Source organism: Streptomyces sp. NPDC058464 (assembly GCF_042721035.1).
GTDB lineage: Bacteria > Actinomycetota > Actinomycetes > Streptomycetales > Streptomycetaceae > Streptomyces.
Genome location: NZ_JBHXMA010000013.1, coordinates 139,172 through 161,212 on the forward strand (window position 1 = coordinate 139,172; position 22,041 = coordinate 161,212).

Here is a 22,041-nt window from a genome sequence, read left to right on the forward strand (position 1 = left end):
GAGTGCCCGATAGCCTTCGGCCATGACCACGCTGCACTCCCGCTCGCGACGCCGCCGCGTCGTCGCCGCCGCCGGCGCCGTTTCCGCCGGACTGCTCGTCCTGTCGGCCTGTGACAAGCCGACGCCGATCGCCACGATCACCGTCGGCACGAACTCGGTCAACTCCGAGGCCACCTGCTACAACGACGGCAAGGCCCTGGACACGGCCTCCCTCACGAAGTGCCTGAAGGACACCGGGATCAAGTCCATCAAGGTGGACCCGGACGACACGGTCCGCTTCGGCGTCGACCCGAAGATCGCGGACAACGGCTGGACGATCCTGATGAACGGTCAGGCGCTCACCGACTCCAGCACCAAGACCTACCGCACCATCCCGGGCAGCGTGTTCTTCAACGCCCAGTACGGCGCCTCCGGCAACTCGACCCTCGTCTCCATCAAGGAGGGCGACAAGTCGGTGCTGGGCCTGTGGTCCTTCAAGCTCAAGAAGGACGCCTGACGGCCGCAGGAGTGACCACGTCCGCCGTACGCGTCCTCGTCGCCACCGCGGTCCCGGCCGAACGGGACGCGGTGGCCGGGGCGTTCCCCGGCGGGACGAGCGAGGTGCGGCTGCCGGGCTCGGCCCTGCTGCACCGCACCAGCGCGGGGTACGACCTCCTCGCCGCCGGGGTCGGACCGGCCCCGGTCGCCGCCGGCACCGCGACCGCCCTCACCGCCGCCGCCCTCGAAGGCCGCCCCTACGCGCTGGTCGTCTCCGCCGGGATCGCCGGCGGTTTCCAGCCGATGGCGCCCGTCGGCTCCGTGGTCGTCGCCGACGAGATCATCGCGGCCGACCTGGGTGCCGAGACAGCCGACGGATTTCTGCCGGTCACCGAACTGGGCTTCGGGACCGTCAGCCACCGTCCACCAAATTCACTCGTACGAGTGCTAGCTCCGGCCGTCGGAGCTCGCCTCGGAGCGGTACTCACCGTCTCCACGGTGACCGGAACCGCCGCCCGCGCCGCCGAACTGCTGGCCCGGCACCCCCGTGCCCTCGCCGAGGCCATGGAGGGCTTCGGCGTCGCCGAGGCGGCCGCCGCACACGCCGTGCCCGTGCTGGAGATACGCGCGGTCTCCAACCCCGTCGGCCCCCGCGACCGTGCCGCCTGGCGGATCGGCGACGCCCTGGCCGCCCTGACCGAGGCCTTCGGGAAGCTCGCGCCCGCCCTGGAGAGTTGGAACCCACATGACCACCGCTGACCCGCTGCGCATCGCGTACTCGCCCTGCCCGAACGACACCTTCGTCTTCGACGCCCTCGCCCACGGCCGGATCCCGGGCGCGCCCGCGCTCGACGTGACCTTCGCGGACATCGACATCACCAACGGCATGGCCGAGCGCGGCGAGTCGGACGCGCTGAAGGTGTCGTACGCCGTGCTGCCGTACGTCCTCGACGAGTACGCCCTGCTGCCCTGCGGGGGCGCGCTGGGGCGGGGCTGCGGGCCGCTGGTGCTGACGAGGGAGGCGGGCGCGGACCTCACCGGCCGTACGGTCGCCGTGCCGAGCGAGAGGTCGACGGCGTACCTGCTGTTCCGCCTCTGGGCGGCGGACACCCTCCCGGACGGAGTGGGCGAGATCGTCGTCATGCCCTTCCACGAGATCATGCCGGCGGTGCGGGACGGGAAGGTCGACGCGGGTCTCGTGATCCACGAGGCGCGCTTCACGTACCAGAACTACGGCCTGCACAAGCTCGCGGACATGGGTGAGCACTGGGAGGACACGACGGGTCTGCCGATCCCGCTGGGCGCGATCATCGCGAAGCGGTCGCTGGGCGCCGAGACGCTCACCCGCCTCGCCGACTCGATCCGCGCCTCCGTCCACGCGGCCTGGGACGACCCCGAGGTCTCCCGGCCGTACGTGATGGCCCACGCCCAGGAGATGGACCCGGCCGTCGCCGACCAGCACATCGGGCTCTACGTCAACGAGTTCACCTCGGAACTCGGCGAGGACGGTTACGCGGCGGTCCGCGGACTGCTCACCCGCGCGGCAGCCGAGGGACTCGTCCCGCCCCTCGGCCCGCACGCACTCGATTTCCCGTAAGAAAACCGACGGGACTTACCCGCTTCCGAGACGCATATGCCTCTTGTGCGGCTACACGTCCAGCTGGTCCGCGACCGCGCGCAGCAGCCCGGCGATCTTCGCTCCGGCGGCCTTGTCCGGGTAACGGCCGCGCTCCAGCATCGGCGTGATGTTTTCGAGCAGGGTCGTCAGGTCCTGCACGATCGAGGCCAGCTCGTCCGGCTTCTTGCGCTGGGCGGCGGCGACCGACGGAGCGGGGTCGAGCAGGACCACCGACAGCGCCTGGTCACCGCGTTGACCGGCGACGACGCCGAACTCCACGCGCTGGCCCGGCTTGAGTGCGTCGACCCCGTCGGGGAGAACCGAGGAATGGACGAAGACGTCACCGCCGTCGTCACGGGAGAGAAAGCCGAAGCCCTTCTCACTGTTGAACCACTTGACCTTGCCGGTAGGCACGTCTGTCCTCGTCCTCGTATCTCGTCGGAAACTGCTCGGGAAACTTCTGAATGCAACAGCTCTGGAACGGGCCTTGATAGCACTCGGGCGGGTCGACCACGACCCGCCGGTACCAAGGCTAATGGTCTTCGGGCGCGTGACAAGACGTCGCCCGGTTGTTCCTTCGGGCAGGGAACTACCCTGGTCGAGTGCGTGACAAAACCCAAGCGAATTCCGCCGGGCCCGGTGACCGACTGGTCCGTACCGGTGCCGTGGTCTTCTTCATCGGTGCGCTGGCCACACTCGTCACCGTGATACCGCTGTTCCTCGGTGCGAAGCCTTTTCCGACGTACATGTACCTGCTGAGCATGCTCATGGGCGTCGGCTTCCTGGTCGCGGGCGCCGGAGTGCTCCAGTCGGTCGCGGCCGGACGCCGTCAGGCGCGGGAGGCGTCCTCCCGGTAGCCGGCCAGCCAGGCGGGCAGCTCGGTGAGGTCGCCGAGCACCACGTCGGCACCGGCGGCCCGCAGCTCCTCCGCAGCGCAGGGCCCGGTGGCCACCGCCACCGACAGGGCTCCCGCCTTGCGTGCCCCGCGTACGTCTCCGACGTGGTCGCCGACGTACGCGACCGCGCCGTGCTCGCGCAGCGCCACCGCCTTCTGCTCGGCCCACAGGTCGCCGACGACGGCGTCCGGGACTATGCCGAGGTGGCTGAGGTGCAGCTTCGCGTTGGGCTCGTACTTCGCGGTGACCACCACGCTCTTCCCGCCGGCCTCCCGCACGGCGGCGATCGCCTCCCGCGCGCCCGGCATGGCGGGGGTCGCCGCGATGGCGATCTCCGGGTACATGGCCCGGTACAGATCACTCATCTCCGCGATCCGCTCGGCCGGAAACCAGTGGATCAGCTCCTCGGCGAGCGGCGGCCCCAGCCGGGTGACCGCCAGATCGGCATCGATGTACGTCCCGGTCCGCTCGGCGAGCGCCAGGTAGGCGGCGTGGATGCCCGGCCGGGAGTCGATGAGGGTCATGTCGAGGTCGAAGCCGACGGTGAGGGGGCGAGGAGTCATACAGGTCATTGTGCCTAGTGCTTGCGGCAGTCAATCGGGTGCGGATGCGTCGTGGCTGGTCGCGCAGTTCCCCGCGCCCCAAAAAGCAACGTGACTGGTCCCACCCAAGGGGCGCTGGGGGTACCCCCGGCCGAAGGCTGGGGGAGGAACTGCGCGACCAGCCCGCACCGGCCCGGCAGCCGCCCGACAACCGACAGCCCCACCCCCCTACCGCGTCGGCACGCCCCCTACCGCGCCCTCTGCGACCGCCACGCCACAAAGACGGCCGAGGCCAGCGCAGCGCCTCGTACCACCCACGGCCACGTCTCCCCCACCGCGCCGCTCATCTGCCCCTGGGCGATCGGCGCGCCCCAGCGCCCGGCGCTGCGCCCCCACAGCCACACCAGCCCGGCCGTGACGGACAGGCCCGGTACCCACATCACCGCCAGTTTCGTCTCCGCCGGGGTGAGCCGCCGGGAGCCGTAGGCGATGGCCCAGCCGAGGACGAGGGCGAACCAGTTGCCGAGCACCGCGCCCACGACGAGCGCGGCGGCGGCGAGCAGGAGGAGGGGGTTGCTCCAGCCGGTCCCGGGGCGGGGGACGATACGGATCCGGCGTCGTCCGGACGACGCGGCCGCCTCCTCCACCACAGGGGCCTTTTCCGCCTCGACCGGCTCGGCCTCCGGCTCGTCCTCCGGCTCCCCCTTGCGGAACCGCGGCCTGCTCAGCAGTTCGGGGATCTCCACCCCGCCGACGAACCCGGGCACGCCGTCCCCGTCCCCGAACGGGCTGCTGTCCACCCGCCACCAGTCGGGCGGCGGCGCCGAACCGTCCGGCTCTGCGGGCCGGGGGCGCGGTACGACGCGGCGCGGCTCCTCGGGCCGCGCGGGCGGCGCCGCGTCCCGCTGGGCGGGGACCGCGGCCGCCGGCGGCGACTGGGGCGCGCCGCCCGCCGTACCCCCGGCCGCCTCGACGACCTCGTCGGGCGTGCCCAGCCGGTCCAGGATGCGCCGTACCGCGGCGGGGCTGTCGACGATCGCCTTCGCCCGTTGCCGGTCGATGTCGTTGCGCAGCCCGGAGACCAGCCGCATCCGCTCGGCCGACGACAGCTGGCGCTGGTGCGCGATGTCCCCGACGCGGCTCAGATACTCGTAGACGACCTGATCGCTCTCGATACCCACGAAGTCCCCTCCGGGGCCGGTGCGTTGCGTTGGATACCCCGTCGGGACGACGGTAGCGCAGGCCACGGCTCATGTCGGCAGGCACACCAGCGCGCGGCGGGCCTCCGAACAGGGACGGCTGCCCTGCTCGCGCGGGACGTGGAACAGACGCGGAACAGACGCGGAACACACCGGGACCGGGATCACGATGTCCCCCGCACCGGAACGGTCGGGGGAGGAGTGATCCCGGTGCCCGCCCCGCACCCGCTACCGTGGGTCGGATGAGCAACCCGGCCACCCCGCCGCGTTCCCTCGCGGAGGCGCTTCGGGCCAGGGACGACGCCTCCCTGGCCGTACTGCTGCGTGCCCGCCCCGACCTCATCACCCCCGTCCCCACCGACCTCACCCAGCTGGCCACCCGGGCCGGCACCCGCGCCTCGGTGCTGCGCGCCCTGGAACGCCTGGACCGCTTCGCCCTGCAGAGCGCGGAGGCGCTGGCGGTGGCCGGCGACCCGGCGTCGTACCAGGAGCTGCTGGGCCTGATGGCCGGTGACGGCGGGGACCCGGTCGTCGCCGGCGAGCTGCCGCGTGCCGTCGCCGCGCTCCGCGACCAGGCGCTGGTCTGGGGCGACGACGACCGGCTGCGGCTGGTGCGGACCGCGCGCGAGGTGCTCGCCCCGTCCCCGCAGCGCCCCTCGCCGACCGGCCTCGGCCCGACCGTGCGGGAGGCCACCTCGGGGATGTCGCCGGGCCGGGTCCAGGAGATCGTCGCGGCCGCCGGGCTGCCCTCCACGCACGACCCGGTGTCCGCGGTGGACGCGCTCACCAAGCTGTTCGGGCACCGGAAGAAGATGGCGAAGCTGCTCGCCGCCGCGCCCGCCGAGTCCCGCGAGGTCCTCGCCCGGCTGGTCTGGGGGCCGCCGTACGGCCAGATCACCCCCGAACCGGCCGCCCACCTGCGCTGGCTCCTCGACCGCGGCCTGCTGCTGCCGACCGCGCCCGGCACGGTGGTCCTCCCCCGCGAGGTCGCCCTGCACCTGCGCGAGGGCCGCGCCCACCGCGAACCGGAGCCCGTGCCGCCCGCCGTCGAGCCGGCCGCGGCCCACCGTCCACAGGTTGTGGACGCGACCGCGGCCGGGCAGGCGTACACCGCCCTCGCGACCGTCGAGGAGCTGCTGAAGGACTGGGACGAGGGCGGTCCGGCGGTGCTGCGGGCCGGTGGCCTGAGCGTCCGGGACCTGAAGCGGACGGCCGTCGCCCTGGACCTGCCCGAGCCGCTCGCCGCCTTCTGGGTCGAGCTGGCGTACGCGGCCGGGCTGCTCGCCTCCGACGGCGAGGCCGACGAACGGTACGCGGCCACCCCCGCCTACGACGAGTGGCTGGACCGGCCGCCCGCCGAACGCTGGGCCCAGCTGGCGGAGGCCTGGCTGACCGCGACCCGCACCTCCGGCCTGGTCGGCGGCCGGGACGCCAAGGACCGCGCCCTGTCGGCGCTCGGCCCCGGCCTCGACCGCTCCGCCGCACCCGAGGTACGGCACCGGGTCCTCACCCTCCTCGCCACGCTCCCGGAGGGCACCGCCCCCACCGCCGACTCGGTGCTGGCCCGGCTGCGCTGGGAACGCCCGCTGCGCGGTCCCCAACAGCGCGACGACGACCTGCGCGGCCGGCTGGCCCGCTGGACCCTGTCGGAGGCCGAGCTGCTGGGCGTGACGGGACGCGGGGCGCTCTCCGCACACGGCCGCGCCCTCCTCGGCGCACCGGCCGCGCCCGCGTCCAAGGAGGCACCCGCGGAGCCCGCCGGCCCGGGCGACAAGCTCCCCGTGCACCATCACCACCCCTCCGCCCCCTCCTCCCTCACCTCCGCCACCTCCGCGCCCCTCCCGCCCCTCTCGCCGCCCGAGCAGGCCGTCGCCGCCGCGGCCGCCGGCCGGCTGCTCGCCCCGCTCCTCCCCGAGCCCCTCGACCACGTGCTGCTCCAGGCCGACCTGACGGCGGTCGCCCCGGGCCCGCTGCGCCGCCCGCTCGCGGACGCGCTGGGCGTGCTCGCCGACGTCGAGTCGAAGGGCGGCGCCACGGTCTACCGCTTCACGCCCGCCTCCGTCCGCCGCGCCCTGGACGCCGGCCGGACCGCCACCGACCTGCACGCCTTCCTCGCCACGCACTCCCGCACGCCGGTCCCCCAGCCGCTCGCCTACCTGATCGACGACGTGGCCCGCCGGCACGGCCATCTGCGGGTGGGCGCGGCCTCGGCGTACGTCCGCTGCGACGACGACACCGTCCTGAACGAGATCATGGCCGACAAGCGGGCGTCGGGTCTGCACCTGCGCCGCCTGGCCCCGACGGTGCTCGCCGCCCAGGCCGACCCGGCCGCCCTCCTGGAAGGCCTGCGCGCGATGGGCTACGCGCCCGCCGCCGAGTCCGCCGAGGGCGACGTCCTGATCACCCGCGCCCACGCCCACCGCACCCCGCCGCGCACGGCCCCCGAGCCGGTCCCGGACGGCCCGCCGCCACCGGACTCCACCCTCCTGGCGGCAGCGATCCGCGCGATCCGCGCCGGCGACCTCGCCGCCACCACCCCGCGCAAGTCCACCGGCGCCGTCCGGGGCGGCGAGCTCCCCCGCACCACCGCCGCCGAGACCCTCGCCACCATGCAGGCCGCGGTCCTCACCGGCGACACCGTCTGGATCGGCTACGTCAACGCCGAGGGCACCGCCACCCAGCGCGTCATCGCCCCCATCCGCGTCGAGGGCGGCTTCGTCACGGCCTACGACCACACCGCCGACGAGGTCCGCACCTATCCCCTGCACCGGGTGACGGGGGTGGCGGAACTCGCGGAGGAGTAAGTGATCATCTTGCAGGCCGCGCACCTGCATGCGTCACTGGCGTAGAAACAACCAACACATCCCTTTTTGGGAGGATTTGGAATGGTTGACCTTTCCACTTCACGGGACTCCACGGTCGCCGTCTGGTCGGAATTCTGCGCCATCGCGCCCAGCCCGGAACTCCGCAACAGGATGCAGCAGGAACTGGAGCGGGTCCGGAGCGAGTCGGACGTGGCGAGCCTGTTCCGCCTCGGCGGCACCCCCCGCAGGTTCGGCTACGGCGACGGCGTCAACATGCCGCCCGAGGCCTTCGCCCCGGGGACATCGCTGGAGGCCATCCGCGCCACGGCCGCCGCACGGACCCCGCTGACCGGCACGGTCCGGGTCGTCGTCGTCCTGGCGGACTTCACGGACAAGCCGATGACGGCGGACAAGGAGCACTTCGAGAAGCTGTTCTTCTCCGAAGGCGAGCTCCCGCACGGCAGCGTCCGGGACTACTACCGTGAAGTGACCCACGGCCTGGTCGACATCGTCGGCGAGGTCATCGGCCCGGTCCGGATGCCGCAGAAGCTCTCCTGGTACGCCAACAACAACTTCGGCATCGGCAAACCGACCGGCGAGCCGCGCGCACAGATCCTGGCCCGGGACGCCGCCGTCGGCGCCGACCCGCTCATCAACTACGCCCCGTACGACAACGACGGCAACGGCTTCGTCGACGCCTTCATCGTCGTGCACTCCGGCCCCGGCGGCGAGGCCACCGGTAACCGGGGAGACCTCTGGTCGCACAAATGGGTCCTGCCGAACGCGTACAACGCCGACGGCGCCCAGATCTTCGGCTACCTCACCATTCCCGAGGACGCCAAGATCGGCGTCTGCGCCCACGAGCTGGGCCACCTGCTGTTCGGCTTCCCCGACCTGTACGACATCGACGGTTCGTCGGAAGGCATCGGCAACTGGTGTCTGATGGCCGCCGGTTCATGGGGCGGCGACGTCCCCGGCGAGCGGCCGACGCAACCGTCGGCCTGGTGCAAGATCCAGCAGGGCTGGGCCAAAGCCGTCAACGTCACGAGCAACGGACAGCTGTCCGTCCCCGACATCAAGAACGGCTTCGAGGCGTACCGGCTGTGGACCGACGGCATGCACGGGAAGGAGTACTTCCTGGTCGAGAACCGCCAGCAGACGGGTTACGACAAGTCGCTGCCCGCCTCGGGCATGCAGATCTGGCACATCGACGAGAGCCAACGGGACAACAGCAACGAGAACCACTACATGGTGGGCCTCGTCCAGGCGGACGACCAGCGCGACCTGGAGTCCGCGGCAAACCGCGGTGACGCCGGCGACGTCTACCCCGGCAGCACCGGCAACAGCTCGTTCGGTCCGTCGACCAAGCCCAGTTCCCGGTCGTACGCCGGCACCCCGACCGGCGTCTCCGTCACGGACATCTCGGCGCCCGCCGCCACGATGACCGCGTCGGTGTCGGTCTCGGCGGGGGTTCCCGTGCGTGCGCCCGCCCCCACCGCCGCCGCCTTCAGGCGGGACACGGAGGACGTGCCCGGGCTGGTCAAGACGATCCACGACCTCCAGGAACGGCTCGCCACGCTGGAACAGGCCGTCGCCCCCTGGGCCGGCGCCGAGGCCTACCTGGAGCAGGCCGTGCGGTCGAGCAAGACGGGCACACCGGAGTCCGTCAAGGCCGGGAACGGGTACGGCGCCCGCCCGCACGAAGGCCCCCACCACCGGTGACCGCCGGCCATGGTGCAGGTGGTCGAGAACCGCACTGACCTGACCGTGCGGCTGGTCAGGACCGAGCCGCATCCGCGGCTGGCGGGCTGGGACCTGGCGGAGGTGGACGTACTCGGCGCCGAGCCGGTGACCGGATACGCCGACCTGTTGTCGGGCAACGTCGGACAGCGCCTGCTGCTCGCCGTGCCCAGCCCGCTCCTGGCGGACGTGGTGCCCGGGTCCGTCCTGCGCGCCCGGGCCAGGCTGGCCGCCCCCGGCGAGGCGATGGTCGAGAAGAACCCCACACCGGGCACCTTCGCCGTCGAACCGCCGAGCTGAGGCGATGCCGCCCCCGAGGGGGCCGGTCTTCGGCCGGCCCCCTCAGCAGTACCGCACCGGCGCATCCGCGGGCAGGCCGAAGTGGGTGCGGGCCGCGGTCCGCAGGCCGGTGGACGCCATCCCCCGGTCGAGGCGGGACGCCGCATAGTGGCTGAAGTGGTTCCCCTCCCACTCCCCGTACCCCTCGCCGTCCGGCGGCTCCTCCGCGGAGACCACCCGGAAGCCGCCGCTCGCCGGATCCCGTGCCAGCCGCACCACCTGCGGTATCTGCGCCCCGCCGCACAGCACCAGGGCGCCCGCGCGCTCGCCGTACTCCTCGCACAGGGTGTTGACGCCGGCCCGCACCCGGCCCCCGCTCTCCTGGAGGTCCAGCGCCTCCGCCCGGCAGAACCACCGCGACCTGAGCGCGGGCTCGCTCTCCCCGGCGCCGGTCCCGGCGGACTGCGTCACGAGCCGTGCCTCGATCGCGGGACGTACCTCGGCCCACAGGCCGGTGTCGACCGCGCTCGACCCGCGCGCCCACACCCCGGCCGCCACCAGCACCACCACGGCCCCCGCGCCGGGTCCCCAGATGCGTACGGACGTCACCCGATCCTCCCCACCGAGCCACGCGTATCCGCGGCTCCCTCGGACATGACACCCGAAACGGACCCAAGGTTGCACCGGACGATCAGGCACCCACAAAAGCCGGGCGCGGACGGGCATGATCCGCCCAACGGCGAAGGTGATCGTTCGCAGATGAGGCACACTGGAACTTTGGCCCGTGACTATGGCCGCCATCGCGATGGCCGCACGGACCGGAGGGAAAGGGTGCCGCGCGTGAATGGTCCGTTGATCGTCCAGTCCGACAAGACCCTGCTCCTGGAAGTCGACCACGAGCGGGCCGACGACTGCCGTCGGGCCATCGCGCCCTTCGCCGAACTGGAGCGGGCACCGGAGCACATCCACACCTACCGGGTGACCCCGCTGGGGCTGTGGAACGCGCGGGCGGCCGGGCACGACGCCGAGCAGGTCGTGGACGCCCTGGTCGAGTACAGCCGCTATCCGGTGCCGCACGCGCTGCTGGTCGACATCGCCGAGACGATGGACCGGTACGGGCGGCTGACGCTCAGCAAGCACCCCGCGCACGGGCTGGTGCTCACCACCACCGACCGGCCGGTCCTCGAGGAGATCCTGCGCTCCAAGCGGATCATCCCGCTGGTCGGCGCCCGGATCGACCCGGACACCGTGGCCGTGCACCCCTCCGAGCGCGGGCAGATCAAGCAGACCCTGCTGAAGCTGGGCTGGCCCGCCGAGGACCTCGCCGGATACGTGGACGGCGAGGCGCACCCGATCGAGCTCGCCGAGGACGGCTGGGCGCTGCGGCCGTACCAGAAGCAGGCCGTGGAGAACTTCTGGCACGGTGGCAGCGGAGTCGTCGTCCTGCCCTGTGGCGCCGGGAAGACGCTGGTCGGCGCCGGGTCCATGGCCCAGGCCAAGTCGACGACCCTCATCCTCGTCACCAACACCGTCTCCGCCCGGCAGTGGAAGCACGAGCTGGTGAAGCGGACGAGTCTCACCGAGGACGAGATCGGCGAGTACAGCGGGACGCGCAAGGAGATCCGGCCCGTCACGATCGCCACGTACCAGGTCCTCACGACCAGGCGGAAGGGCGTCTACCCGCACCTCGAACTCTTCGACTCCCGCGACTGGGGACTGATCGTCTACGACGAGGTCCATCTGCTGCCGGCTCCTGTCTTCAAGTTCACCGCCGATCTGCAGGCGCGCCGGCGGCTGGGGCTGACTGCCACCCTCGTGCGCGAGGACGGCCGGGAATCGGACGTGTTCTCCCTCATCGGGCCCAAGCGGTTCGACGCTCCGTGGAAGGAGATCGAGGCGCAGGGCTACATCGCGCCCGCCGACTGTGTCGAGGTGCGGGTGAACCTCACGGACTCGGAGCGGCTCGCCTACGCCACCGCCGAGACCGAGGAGAAGTACCGCTTCTGTGCGACCACCGCGACCAAGCGGAAGGTCACGGAAGCGATCGTGAAGCGCTTCGCCGGGCAGCAGATCCTCGTGATCGGCCAGTACATCGACCAGCTCGACGAGCTGGGCGAGCACCTGAACGCTCCCGTCATCAAGGGCGAGACCTCCAACGCCCAGCGCGAGAAGCTCTTCGACGCCTTCCGCGAGGGCGAGATCAGCGTGCTGGTCGTCTCGAAGGTCGCCAACTTCTCCATCGACCTGCCGGAGGCGACCGTCGCCATCCAGGTGTCGGGGACGTTCGGGTCGAGGCAGGAGGAGGCCCAGCGGCTGGGACGCGTCCTGCGCCCCAAGGCCGACGGCCACCAGGCCCACTTCTACTCGGTCGTCGCCCGCGACACCATCGACCAGGACTTCGCCGCCCACCGGCAGCGCTTCCTGGCGGAGCAGGGGTACGCCTACCGCATCATGGACGCCGACGAGCTCCTCGCGGAGGACTGAGCGGAGGGCTGAGCGGAGGGCTGAGCGGAGGGCTGCCGAGCAGCCGGCAGGGGGTTGCCGGGCCCGTCGTCCGGCGGGGCGGCGCCGCGCCTTCGCAGGACGGCCGCGGCGCCCGCCAGCAGCGCCAGCCCCAGCAGCGGGTACGGCGACGCGAGCGGCTGCTGCCACCACGGCAGGCGGAGGTCGCGGTCGCCCTGGTGGGGCACCAGCCACAGCGTGCGGGTCGTGAAGACGAGTGCCGTCCCGGCCACGAGGAGCATCCGGCCCTCGGCCAGCAGGACCGCCAGCAGCGGGACGCACCACACCCAGTGGTGGGACCAGCTGATCGGGCAGACCAGCAGGGCCGTGAACGCGGTGAGCAGGATGCCCCAGCGGTCGGAGCCGGGGCTGCGGTGAGCGCGGGCGCGGGTCGCCAGCCACAGGCCCGTCGCCACGAGCGCGGTCGCCGGGAGGGCCCAGGCCGGGCCCGGTGTCTCCGTGCCCGCCACCCTGGCGATCAGGCCCTGGAGCGACTGGTTGTCGACGATCCAGGCCTTGCCGATCCGGCCGGTCTCGAACACACGCCGCGTCCAGAAGTCCACGGTCGCCGAGGGCAGGAGAAGGGCCCCGAACAGGGCCGTGCCGGCGAAGGACGCCGTCGCGGTGGCCGCCTCCTTTCTGCGTGCGGTGAGGAACAGGTAGGCGATGAAGATCGCCGGGGTGAGTTTGACGCCCGCCGCGATGCCGAGGGCCAGGCCCTTGGCGCGGGCGCCGGGCGGGCGGGTCAGGTCCCACAGGACCAGGCAGGCGATCGCCAGGTTGACCTGGCCGAAGAGGAGTGTCTGGAAGACCGGCTCCAGCCAGAGGGCGAGCCCCGTGGCCGCGCACAGCAGCGGGAGGGGTGCCGTGCGGCCGGCCAGGCGGGCGGAGAGGGCGACGAGCCGGGCGAGCAGGAGCGCGTTGCCCGCGAGGAACGCCACCTTCAGGGCCGGGACGGGGATCCAGGTCGTCGGGACGAACAGGACCGCCGCGAAGGGCGGATACGTCGCCGGCAGCCGCCATTCGGTGACCGTGAAGCCGTACAGATCACCGCCGTGGACCACGGCTTCGCCCTCGGCCCGGTAGACCAGCAGGTCGGCCATCGGGGCGTGGATCAGGACGCAGAGGGCGGCGAAGGAGCAGAGGGAGACCGTCAGTAAGGACAGGGACAGGAGGAGAGGGAGAGGCGGGAGGGCGCGGGAGGCGGGGGAGGCGGGGGGTGACGTCACCGTCCGGTTCGGCACGGAGGCGACCCTATGCCGTCACTTGCGGCGTATGCCCGCTTCCTCGCCGTACTCACCGAGTATCGCGACGCTGAACGCCGTGCTGACGAAGACCTTGACGGCGCGCAGGGCGTCGCCCAGGCGGTGGTGGGGTTGGGGGACTCCGTCGAGGGCCGTGGCGCCCGGGGGACGGCTGGGGGCTGGGTGGATGGTTGCTGCGCTCATGCCTCAATGGTGGAACTTCGGGCACAAGGACGGCATCGGTCCACGGGTCCAATTTCCGGCATTCTCCGGTCCACCCCCCGATGGACCCCACCCCCTACCTCCGCCCGACCGTCCGGGTGACGCTCCCCCTAGGGGACGCAGCCGCGGCGGCGCAGGGACGGCGGGGCAGGGACGGCGGCCATGGCGGCCCGAAAGGGGCGCTGGGGGTACCCCCGGCCGAAGGCTGGGGGAGGAACTGCGCGACCAGCCCCCACCCACCCGCACCTGACGATCAAGCCGCTCCGCCCCCGAGAAATCCATTCGCCTCTCCCGCCCCCACCTCACTAGACTCTCCGCTCTTGCCCGCCTCCGCCCCCCGGAGTGCCGCCGCCCGGACGGAAACCGGTCGGCTGATCGCCACCTGTGCGCCATCCACACCTGAGCGCCATCGACTCGCAGGCCTTCGGAGGCACCCCCTTGTCCACGCCCGCCCACGACCCGCTAGCGGACCCGCACCCCGACCCCCTCTCCCGGGAACGCTCCCACCTCGCCGAGTCCCGCGCCGCCCTGCGTGCCATGCGGGAGGACGTCGAGTCGCTGGACATCCGTGACGTCACCGCGAACTGGGTCAACGCCGAGGTCCTGGCCCGCCAGATCGACGAGCGCATCAAGGCGCTGGCCGACCTCAGCGACACACCGCTCTTCTTCGGCCGCCTCGACTACCTGCACGCCCCCGGCGCCGAGCAGGCCGAGGGCGCGTACGGCGAACGCTTCTACATCGGGCGCCGGCACGTGCACGACCACGACGGCGACCCGATGGTCATCGACTGGCGGGCGCCGGTCTCGCAGCCGTTCTACCGGGCGTCCAAGAAGGACCCGATGGACATCGCGCTGCGCCGCCGCTTCGGGTACACCCGCGGCGACATCACGGCGTACGAGGACGAGCATCTCTCCGACCCGGCCGAAGCGGCCCGCACCAGCAAGCTGCTCCAGCAGGAGATCGAGCGCCCGCGCGTCGGCCCGATGCGCGACATCGTGGCGACCATCCAGCCCGAGCAGGACGAGATCGTGCGGTCGGGCCTCTCCGGCACCGTCTGCGTCCAGGGCGGCCCCGGCACCGGGAAGACCGCCGTCGGCCTCCACCGGGTCGCCTACCTCCTCTACGCGCACCGGGGGCGCCTCGCCCGTACCGGCACCCTGGTCATCGGGCCGAACCGCTCCTTCCTGCACTACATCGAGCAGGTGCTGCCCGCGCTGGGCGAGCTGACCGTGCAGCAGGCGACGGTGGACGACCTGGTGGCGAAGGACGTCGACGTACGAGGCACCGACGACGCCCCCGCCGCGATCATCAAGGGCGACGCCCGGATGGCGGAGGTCCTGCGCCGGGCCGTGCACGCGCACGTCACCCTGCCCACCGAACCGGTCGTGGTGGTGCGCGGCTCCCGTCGCTGGCGGGTCCCGGCGTACGAGCTGGAGGACATCGTCCGGGAGCTGCTGGACCGGGGCATCCGGTACGGCGCGGCGCGCGAGGCCCTGCCGCAGCGCATCGCGCACGCCGTGCTGGTCCAGATGGAACGCTCGGGAGAGGCACCCGACGACCGCGTGCAGGACTCGGTGGCGCGCAACGCGGCGGTGAAGGCGGCCGTCAAGCACATCTGGCCGCCGGTGGACCCGGCGAAGCTCGTGCTGCGCCTGCTCACGGACGCGGACTTCCTCGCGGCGCACGCCGCCGGGGTCCTCGACGAGGACGAGCAGAAGACGATCCTCTGGGCGAAGCCGGTGCGCAGCGTCAAGGCGGCGAAGTGGTCGGCCGCGGACGCGGTGCTGATCGACGAGACGACCGACCTCGTCCAGCGCACGCACTCGCTCGGCCATGTCGTCCTGGACGAGGCGCAGGACCTCTCCCCCATGCAGTACCGGGCGGTCGGCCGCCGCTGCACCACCGGGTCGGCGACCGTCCTCGGCGACCTGGCGCAGGGCACCACGCCCTGGGCGACCGGAAGTTGGGACGAGGCCCTGTCCCACCTCGGCAAGTCGGACGGCGTGATCGAGGAACTGACGGCCGGTTTCCGCGTCCCGACCGACGTCATCACCTACGCCTCCCGCCTCCTCCCGCACATCGCGCCCGGCCTCACGCCGGTCGCCTCGGTCCGTGAGAACCCCGGCTTCTTCGCCCTCCGCGCCATCGCGGACACCGCCGAAGTGGTCGCCGCGTGCGAGGAGTTGCTCCGCAACGAGGGTTCGACGGGCCTGATCGCGGCGGACGCGCGCGTGCCGGTGCTCGCGGAGGCGCTGACGGCGGCGGGCATCGGCTACCTGGCCCCGGGCGAGGAGACCACGGCCGAGACCCGCCTCACCCTGGTCCCGGCGTCCCTGGCCAAGGGCCTGGAGTACGACTACGTGGTCCTCGACGAGCCGGGGGCGGTGGTCGACGGCGAACCGGACGAACGCACCGGCCTGCGCCGCCTGTACGTGGCCCTCACCCGGGCGGTGTCCGGCCTGATCGTGACCCACGCGGCCCCGCTGCCGCCACAGCTGGGCTGAACCGGCCGGGCGGCCCCCACCACCGCTTCCCCGACGGCTAGAACGTCTCCGGCAGCGCCTTCAGCACGGCGTCCAGCAGCCCGGGGAAGCGGGCGTCCAGGTCGGCTCGGCGCAGCTGGACGTACCGGTTGCGGCCGACCGCGCGGGTCGAGGTGATCCCGGCCTCGCGCATGATCTTCAGGTGGTGCGAGACGGTCGACTTGTGCAGATGACCGACGCCGAGCGCGTCGGGCGCACAGCTGAACTGCTCACCGCTCGCGTACTTCCTCAGCAGCATCAGCCGCACCGGGTCGCCGAACGCGTGCAACACCCCGACCAGTTCGATCTCCGCGGCATCCGGCTGCGGCAGCCACTCGCCGTCCTCGTCGCCCACGGGCACACCCTCCTCCATACCGTTTGACAATCATCCAACAGTCCCTATTGTTTGACCAACGTCAAACCGTCATGCGCGCTCTCGTATCGACCCGTATCGACCGCATCGACGCACCTGGGGGACTCGTGCGCCTACGCCTGCTCCTGCTCGCTCTCGGCACCTTCGCCGTCGGCACCGACGGCATGGTGACCGCCGGCATCCTGCCGCTCGTCGCCCGCGATCTGAACGTGTCCATCTCGGTCGCCGGACAGATGGTGACCGTCTTCGCCCTCGCCTACGGCATCCTCGCCCCCGTCCTGGCCACGGCGACCTCCCACTGGCCCCGCCGCCACGCCCTGCTCACCGCGCTGGCCGTCTTCACGGCCGCCAACGCACTCACGGCGCTGGCCCCGTCGTACGGCGCCCTGCTCGGCACGCGCGTGCTGGCCGCGGTGGGAGCCGCCCTCTACACCCCCACCGCGAGCGCGGTCGCGACCTCGCTGGTGCCGCCGGAGCGGCGCGGGCGGGCCATCGCGGTGGTGATGGGCGGGCTGACGGTCGCGACGGCGCTCGGGGTGCCGCTGGGCACCTGGATCGGCCGTACGGACTGGCGGCTGACGATGTGGCTGGTGACGGGACTGGGCGCGGCGGCCTTCGCCGGGCTCGCCGGGCTCCTGCGGGAACTTCCGCAGCCGCCCGCCGCGTTGACTCTCCGGGAGCGACTGGCGCCGCTTGCCGACCGGCGGGTGGTGGGCGCGGCGGCCACCACGTTCCTGATCTTCGTGGCCTTCCAGACGACCTACATCTACTACACGGTGGCCACCCACCCCGCGACCGGCGGCTCCCAGGACAAGCTGACCCTGCTGCTCCTGGTCAGCGGCATCGCGGCGGTGGCCGGCTCACAGCTGGGCGGGCGGCTGGTGGACGCGTGGGGACCGCGCGTGGTGGTGCTGTCGGCCCTCACCGCCTACGCGGCGGTGGCGGCGACCGCGCCCTGGACACTGCGCACGATGCCCACGGCACTCGCCGCGTCGGCGGTCACACCGGTGATCGGGTGGGCACTGGCGGTCGCCCAGGTCACCCGGATCACCGCCATCGCCCCTGCCGACGCACCGGTGCTGGTGTCGCTGAGCAGCAGTGCGACCTATCTGGGGATGGCCGCGGCGGGGGGTACGGGGAGTCTCGCGCTGTCCCTGTTCGGGGACCGGTGGTTCCTGCTGGCGGGGGCGGGGATCGCCGTGCTGGCGCTGGGGGTGGCGGCGGTGACCACGGCCCCCGGAGCGCCTCTCGACGGTCGTCGCCAAGGGCGGTTGCCGGTGCGTGAGGACTCGTCGCAACCACTCGGCTGACCCGCGCGTCGACGACAGCCGACCCCCGCGTCGGCGACGGACGTCACGTCAGGCGGACTCCGTGCGGGCCCCGCCCGTCCCGCCGTGCCCGCCGGCCTCGCCGGTGGCGCCGGTGGCGCCGGTGGCGCTCTGCGCCGCGGCGAGCGGGCCCAGATGCTGTGCGGCGCTGTCCAGCAGTCCGAGGTCGGCCTTGGTGTGGGCGACGGCGGCGTCGATCAGGACGGCGACCAGCGGCTCGTCGGCATGGGCCCGGCGCTGCCGGGCCAGGCCCGCGAGCTCGGACAGGTACGTCTGCCGCTGTGCCTCGATCAGCGCGGTCAGGGCCTGCGGGCCCAGGGCGACGGCGCCGAGGAGCTTCAGGAAGAGCTCGTCGCGGAAGCCGCCGACGCGCACCCATGGGGTGGCCGCCCACGAGCGCAGCTCGGCCTCGCCCGCCTCGGTGAGCGTGTAGAGGTTCTTGTCGGGCCGGTCGGTCTGCGTGACCTGCGAGCGGGAGACATAGCCGTCACGGACCAGCCGTTCGAGGATCTGGTAGAGGTGACCGATGTTCAGGCCACCCCACTGCGGGCCGATGGCCTCCTCGAAGCGGGCCTTGAGCTCGTATCCGTGATTCGGTCGCCGGGTCAGCAGCGCGAGCACGGCGTGATGGAGCGGCATATACGTCCCTTCTACATTGTGACAACATACCTCTGCATTGCCACAATGTAGGTGCGGCCATGCGTGTGCCGCGATGTACGAGGGCGAGGCTGCATCAATGGCTGTGAGCGTGGCGTTGCGCGGGGTGAGCCGCCGGTATCCCGGGCTGACCGCTCTGGACGGGGTCGACCTGGAGGTCGCGGCGGGCGAGGTGGTGATGCTGACCGGGCCGTCCGGTGCCGGCAAGTCCACCGTGCTGCACGTGACGGGTGGCATGGACCAGCCCGACGAGGGGCACGTCGAGATCGACGGCACGGAACTGGTGCGCCGGGACCTGGACCGGCACCGCCGGCGGATCGGCTTCGTCTTCCAGCGCTTCCACCTGCTGCCCGCGCTGACCGCGCTGGACAACGTGCTCGCCCCCGTCCTGCCGCGCAGAGTCGACTTCGACCGGCGTGCGCGCGGCATGGAACTGCTCGAAGCGGTCGGCCTGGACCACCGGGCGGACGCCCTGCCCTCCCAGTTGTCGGGCGGCCAGCAGCAACGCGTCGCCGTCGCCCGCGCGTTGATCAACCGGCCGGGACTGCTGCTGGCCGACGAACCCACCGGCAACCTGGACAGCGTCATCGGGCGGGAGATCGTCGACCTGCTGATGTCGCTGCGCGAGCGGTACGGGATGACGATGCTGATCGCCACGCACGACGCGGAGGTCGCCGCCAACGGCGACCGGGTGGTGCGGCTGCAGGACGGCAGGATCACCTCGGACCAGCGGGTCACGCCGTCCGGCGACGTGCTGCACCGGCTGGGGGGCCTGCGCCCGTGATCACGATGATCCTCGACCAGCTCCGGCGGCGGCGCGGGCGCGCGCTGGCCCTGGCCGCCGGAATCCTGGTGGCGGCGACCAGCTTCACCCTGCTGACCGCGACGGTGAGCACGAGCCGGGCGACCACCGTGGGCACGGTGCGGAAGAACGCGCGGTCCGCGTACGACGTCCTGGTCCGCCCGCCGGACTCGCAGACGGCCGTGGAGCGAGAGAGCGGTCTGGTCGCGCCGAACTTCCTGTCCGGCACGTTCGGCGGCATCACCATGGACCAGTACCGGCGCATCCGCGACCTGGCGGGGGTCGACGTGGCCGCGCCGGTCGCCAACATCGGCTACCTGATGGTGTCGAGCACCGTCACCGTGGACGTGTCCCGCTTCCTGGACGGCAAGGCGTCCCGGCAGATCCTGCGCATCAGCCCGACGCTCACCTCCGGTCTCGGCACCTACCGCACCTCCGACGAGTACGTCTACCTCACCCGCTCCCCCCTGACGACGGCGTCGGAGTCGGACCACCTCTTCGAGTCCGACACCCTGGAAGCGGGCACGGTCGACAAGAGCACCCAGCGGTACCGGATCAAGGGGAAGTACGACGTCTGCTTCTACTTCAACCGGGACAAGACCGAGCAGACCGAGTTCAACCTGCAACTGCCGTTGAAGCCGAACATCATCGCCGAGGACCTCAGGGACAGGTCCCCGTTCGACCCGGACCTGAGTTCGCGGATGAACTGCCAGTCCGGCCGGGACAAGGCCACCATCGACGTTCCGGTCAGTTACCCCGTCCTGCTGTCCGCCATCGACCCGGCGGCCGAGGACAAGCTGGTGGGCCTCGGCTCCACCGTCACCTCGGGCCGGATGCTCACCGAGCAGGACAAGCCGTGGAAGGTGTCGAGCGCCAAGAGCGTCCACGGACAGCACGACTCCTACATACCGGCGCTGCTCAGCGACGACCCGCTGACCACCGGAACGCTCGACGCCACCGTCCAGCGGCTCGACGTCGGCGACCCGGCCGAACTGCCCTCGAAACTGGGCAACCCGACAGCCGACAGCTTCGTCCGCGGCCTGCACGGCACCACGGTGGGCAGGACCCGGGTCGAACTGAGCAAGGGCTACCGGAAGGCACTGACCGAGGATTCCATCGACACCAGCGACTACTGGACCGTCGGCCCGGTCACCTACCGCCGGACGTCCGACGGCGACCTCGCCGCACAGACGCAGCCGTCGCAGAAGGCCGGCCTGTGGGTCACCAACTCGAACCAGCAGCCGTTCGCCAACGTCCCCGAGGAGAACCACCAGGGCACCCAGTACCGGAAGGTGACCAGCCACGCCGCCACCGACTGCATCGGGCTGGGTTCCTGCGACGGCGTCGACTCCGGACGCCTGCCCAATCCCTTCGTCCACCTGGTCGGCCGCTACGACACCGGCCGACTGCGCGGCTTCTCGGCACTGACCGACACCCCGCTGGAGACCTATCAGACGCCGCAGGTCACCGGCGCGGACAGCGCGACCCGCGCGAAACTGCACGGCAACCCGCTGCAGCCCGACCGCAACCTGGGCGGCTACGTCAGCCCGCCGCCCACCATGCTGACGACGATGGACTCCATCACCGCGCTCACCAAGAGCCGCCGGGTCCCGGGCCTGCAGGACAAGGCGCCGGTGAGCGCGATCAGGATCCGGGTGGCCGGAGTGACGGGCGTCGACACCGCCTCCCGGGCGCGGGTGAACGCCGTGGCCGGGGCGATCCGGGCCGCCTACCCCCGGCTCCAGGTCGACGTCACCGTCGGCAGCTCGCCCGCCCCGCAGACGGTGGCGCTGAGCGGCTCGGCGCGGGTGACGGAGCGCTGGGTCGCCAAGGGCGTGGCCCTGCGCATCCTCAGGGCGGTGGACACCAAGAGCGCGGTGCTCTTCGTGCTGGTCCTCGTCGTGTGCGCGCTCTTCCTCGGCCAGGCGGCGCTGGCCTCGGTGCGCTCGCGCCGCACCGAGATCGGCACGCTGCGCTGCCTCGGCTGGAGCGGCGGCGAAGTGCTCCGTCTGGTCCTCGGCGAACTTGCGGTCATCGGCCTCGCCGCCGGAGCCGCGGGCACGGTGCTGGCGTACGTGCTGGGCCGGGCGCTGGGGCAGCCCGGGGCCGGCGCCAAGTCGCTCCTCGTGCTGCCGGTGGCGCTGCTCCTGGCCACGGCGGCGGGTCTGATCCCCGCCTGGCTCGCCACCCGGCTCGGACCGATGGAGGCCGTCCGGCCCCCGGTGACGGCGGCCCGCCGCGCGCGCCCGGTGCGTTCGGTGGCCGGACTGGCCGTGCTCAACCTGCTGCGGGTGCGGGGCCGCACGCTGCTGGGTGCGGCCGGGCTGGCGCTGGGCGTCGCCGCCTTCACGGTGCTGCTCGCCCTGACGCTGGCCTTCCGGGGCGAGGTGGCCGGGTCGCTGCTCGGCAACGCCGTGGTGGCGCAGGCGCGCGAGGCCGACTACCTCAGCGTCGCCCTGTCCTTGCTGCTGGGTGCCGCCGGCGCCATCGACGTGCTGGTCATCTCACAGCGCGAGCGCGCCGCCGATCTCGCGGTGCTGCGGGCGACCGGCTGGGCCAACCGCGAGCTGGCGAGGTTGACCCTCTACGAGGGGATCGGACTGGCCCTGTTGGGCGGCCTGTCCGGCGCGGTGGCCGGTCTGGCCGGGGTGCTGGCACTCGGCCGGGGCGTGCTGCACGGACACCTGTTCACGGTCGCCGGCGCCGCGCTGCTGGCCACGCTCGCCGCGACCGCCCTGGTGGGGGCCGCTCTGACGGTGCCGATCCGGGGGCTCTCCCGGATCGCCCCCGCCCACCTGCTCGCCGCCGACTGAACCGGCCGCCGCCACCGGTGCG

The 22,041-nt window shown here is 72.6% G+C and carries 20 protein-coding genes; 12 read left to right on the forward strand and 8 right to left on the reverse strand.

The window, feature by feature from the left end; genetic code table 11:
* Nucleotides 1–22 precede the first annotated feature (22 nt).
* The 3 genes from ACFWPQ_RS19330 to ACFWPQ_RS19340 are packed head-to-tail and all read left to right on the forward strand — an operon-like array spanning nt 23 to nt 2,074.
* Nucleotides 23–496 (forward strand): DUF2771 domain-containing protein, encoded by a 474-nt coding sequence (locus ACFWPQ_RS19330; RefSeq protein ID WP_350789254.1) that lies wholly within the window; start codon nt 23–25, stop codon nt 494–496.
* Nucleotides 466–1,236, forward strand: a complete 771-nt coding sequence (locus ACFWPQ_RS19335) for a futalosine hydrolase (protein ID WP_384035717.1) — start codon at nt 466–468, stop codon at nt 1,234–1,236. The genes ACFWPQ_RS19330 and ACFWPQ_RS19335 overlap by 31 nt, the downstream gene beginning before the upstream one ends.
* Complete coding sequence (locus tag ACFWPQ_RS19340; protein ID WP_361295684.1) at nt 1,223–2,074, forward strand: 1,4-dihydroxy-6-naphthoate synthase; 852 nt, start codon at nt 1,223–1,225, stop codon at nt 2,072–2,074. The genes ACFWPQ_RS19335 and ACFWPQ_RS19340 overlap by 14 nt, the downstream gene beginning before the upstream one ends.
* A gap of 51 nt (nt 2,075–2,125) precedes the next feature.
* Here ACFWPQ_RS19340 and ACFWPQ_RS19345 read toward each other — a convergent pair whose 3' ends face one another.
* Nucleotides 2,126–2,509 carry a cold-shock protein gene (locus ACFWPQ_RS19345; RefSeq protein WP_361295681.1) on the reverse strand — a complete coding sequence of 128 codons (384 nt, stop codon included), beginning with the start codon at nt 2,507–2,509 and terminating at the stop codon, nt 2,126–2,128.
* Between the two features lie 188 nt (nt 2,510–2,697).
* Between ACFWPQ_RS19345 and ACFWPQ_RS19350 the strand changes: the two genes are divergently transcribed.
* Nucleotides 2,698–2,952 carry a hypothetical protein gene (locus ACFWPQ_RS19350; RefSeq protein ID WP_384035721.1) on the forward strand — a complete coding sequence of 85 codons (255 nt, stop codon included), beginning with the start codon at nt 2,698–2,700 and terminating at the stop codon, nt 2,950–2,952.
* Here ACFWPQ_RS19350 and ACFWPQ_RS19355 read toward each other — a convergent pair.
* Together ACFWPQ_RS19355 and ACFWPQ_RS19360 are read right to left on the reverse strand one after the other, a co-directional pair.
* A complete protein-coding gene (locus ACFWPQ_RS19355; protein WP_361295675.1) occupies nt 2,925–3,554 on the reverse strand; it encodes an HAD family hydrolase in 630 nt (209 codons plus the stop codon). The genes ACFWPQ_RS19350 and ACFWPQ_RS19355 overlap by 28 nt on opposite strands.
* 227 nt (nt 3,555–3,781) lie before the next feature.
* Nucleotides 3,782–4,714: a hypothetical protein gene (locus tag ACFWPQ_RS19360; protein WP_384035724.1), complete on the reverse strand. Its 933-nt coding sequence runs from the start codon at nt 4,712–4,714 to the stop codon at nt 3,782–3,784.
* Between the two features lie 260 nt (nt 4,715–4,974).
* On the opposite strand from ACFWPQ_RS19360, the gene ACFWPQ_RS19365 reads away from it, so the two are divergent.
* From ACFWPQ_RS19365 to ACFWPQ_RS19375, 3 genes are all read left to right on the forward strand, one after another.
* Complete coding sequence (locus ACFWPQ_RS19365) at nt 4,975–7,536, forward strand: helicase-associated domain-containing protein (protein WP_384035727.1); 2,562 nt, start codon at nt 4,975–4,977, stop codon at nt 7,534–7,536.
* A gap of 81 nt (nt 7,537–7,617) precedes the next feature.
* Nucleotides 7,618–9,258, forward strand: a complete 1,641-nt coding sequence (locus ACFWPQ_RS19370) for a M6 family metalloprotease domain-containing protein (protein WP_384035730.1) — start codon at nt 7,618–7,620, stop codon at nt 9,256–9,258.
* 9 nt (nt 9,259–9,267) lie between these two features.
* Nucleotides 9,268–9,576 carry a hypothetical protein gene (locus ACFWPQ_RS19375; protein ID WP_361295663.1) on the forward strand — a complete coding sequence of 103 codons (309 nt, stop codon included), beginning with the start codon at nt 9,268–9,270 and terminating at the stop codon, nt 9,574–9,576.
* A gap of 42 nt (nt 9,577–9,618) precedes the next feature.
* On the opposite strand, the gene ACFWPQ_RS19380 is transcribed toward ACFWPQ_RS19375, so the two are convergent.
* Nucleotides 9,619–10,164 (reverse strand): hypothetical protein, encoded by a 546-nt coding sequence (locus tag ACFWPQ_RS19380; protein WP_384035733.1) that lies wholly within the window; start codon nt 10,162–10,164, stop codon nt 9,619–9,621.
* 231 nt (nt 10,165–10,395) lie between these two features.
* On the opposite strand from ACFWPQ_RS19380, the gene ACFWPQ_RS19385 reads away from it, so the two are divergent.
* Complete coding sequence (locus ACFWPQ_RS19385) at nt 10,396–12,039, forward strand: DNA repair helicase XPB (protein WP_384035735.1); 1,644 nt, start codon at nt 10,396–10,398, stop codon at nt 12,037–12,039.
* Here ACFWPQ_RS19385 and ACFWPQ_RS19390 read toward each other — a convergent pair.
* Nucleotides 11,997–13,301: a glycosyltransferase 87 family protein gene (locus tag ACFWPQ_RS19390; RefSeq protein ID WP_384035738.1), complete on the reverse strand. Its 1,305-nt coding sequence runs from the start codon at nt 13,299–13,301 to the stop codon at nt 11,997–11,999. The two genes, ACFWPQ_RS19385 and ACFWPQ_RS19390, sit on opposite strands and share 43 nt — an antisense overlap.
* Before the next feature lie 18 nt (nt 13,302–13,319).
* The gene (locus ACFWPQ_RS19395) at nt 13,320–13,505 is read right to left on the reverse strand and encodes a hypothetical protein (protein ID WP_361295654.1); all 186 of its coding nucleotides are present in this window, start codon (nt 13,503–13,505) and stop codon (nt 13,320–13,322) included.
* A gap of 456 nt (nt 13,506–13,961) precedes the next feature.
* Here ACFWPQ_RS19395 and ACFWPQ_RS19400 point away from each other — a divergent pair, with 456 nt between their 5' ends.
* On the forward strand, nt 13,962–16,028 hold the full coding sequence (locus ACFWPQ_RS19400; RefSeq protein WP_384035741.1) for a HelD family protein: 2,067 nt from the start codon (nt 13,962–13,964) through the stop codon (nt 16,026–16,028).
* A 37-nt stretch (nt 16,029–16,065) separates the two neighbouring features.
* On the opposite strand, the gene ACFWPQ_RS19405 is transcribed toward ACFWPQ_RS19400, so the two are convergent.
* A complete protein-coding gene (locus ACFWPQ_RS19405; protein WP_384035744.1) occupies nt 16,066–16,401 on the reverse strand; it encodes an ArsR/SmtB family transcription factor in 336 nt (111 codons plus the stop codon).
* Nucleotides 16,402–16,472: 71 nt separating this feature from the next.
* Between ACFWPQ_RS19405 and ACFWPQ_RS19410 the strand changes: the two genes are divergently transcribed.
* Nucleotides 16,473–17,729: an MFS transporter gene (locus ACFWPQ_RS19410; RefSeq protein ID WP_384035747.1), complete on the forward strand. Its 1,257-nt coding sequence runs from the start codon at nt 16,473–16,475 to the stop codon at nt 17,727–17,729.
* Nucleotides 17,730–17,777: 48 nt separating this feature from the next.
* Here ACFWPQ_RS19410 and ACFWPQ_RS19415 read toward each other — a convergent pair whose 3' ends face one another.
* Nucleotides 17,778–18,386 carry a helix-turn-helix transcriptional regulator gene (locus tag ACFWPQ_RS19415; RefSeq protein WP_384035750.1) on the reverse strand — a complete coding sequence of 203 codons (609 nt, stop codon included), beginning with the start codon at nt 18,384–18,386 and terminating at the stop codon, nt 17,778–17,780.
* 97 nt (nt 18,387–18,483) lie between these two features.
* On the opposite strand from ACFWPQ_RS19415, the gene ACFWPQ_RS19420 reads away from it, so the two are divergent.
* Together ACFWPQ_RS19420 and ACFWPQ_RS19425 are read left to right on the forward strand one after the other, a co-directional pair.
* Nucleotides 18,484–19,188 (forward strand): ABC transporter ATP-binding protein, encoded by a 705-nt coding sequence (locus ACFWPQ_RS19420; RefSeq protein ID WP_384035752.1) that lies wholly within the window; start codon nt 18,484–18,486, stop codon nt 19,186–19,188.
* 5 nt (nt 19,189–19,193) lie between these two features.
* Nucleotides 19,194–22,019, forward strand: a complete 2,826-nt coding sequence (locus ACFWPQ_RS19425; RefSeq protein WP_384035933.1) for an FtsX-like permease family protein — start codon at nt 19,194–19,196, stop codon at nt 22,017–22,019.
* Nucleotides 22,020–22,041: the final 22 nt, after the last annotated feature.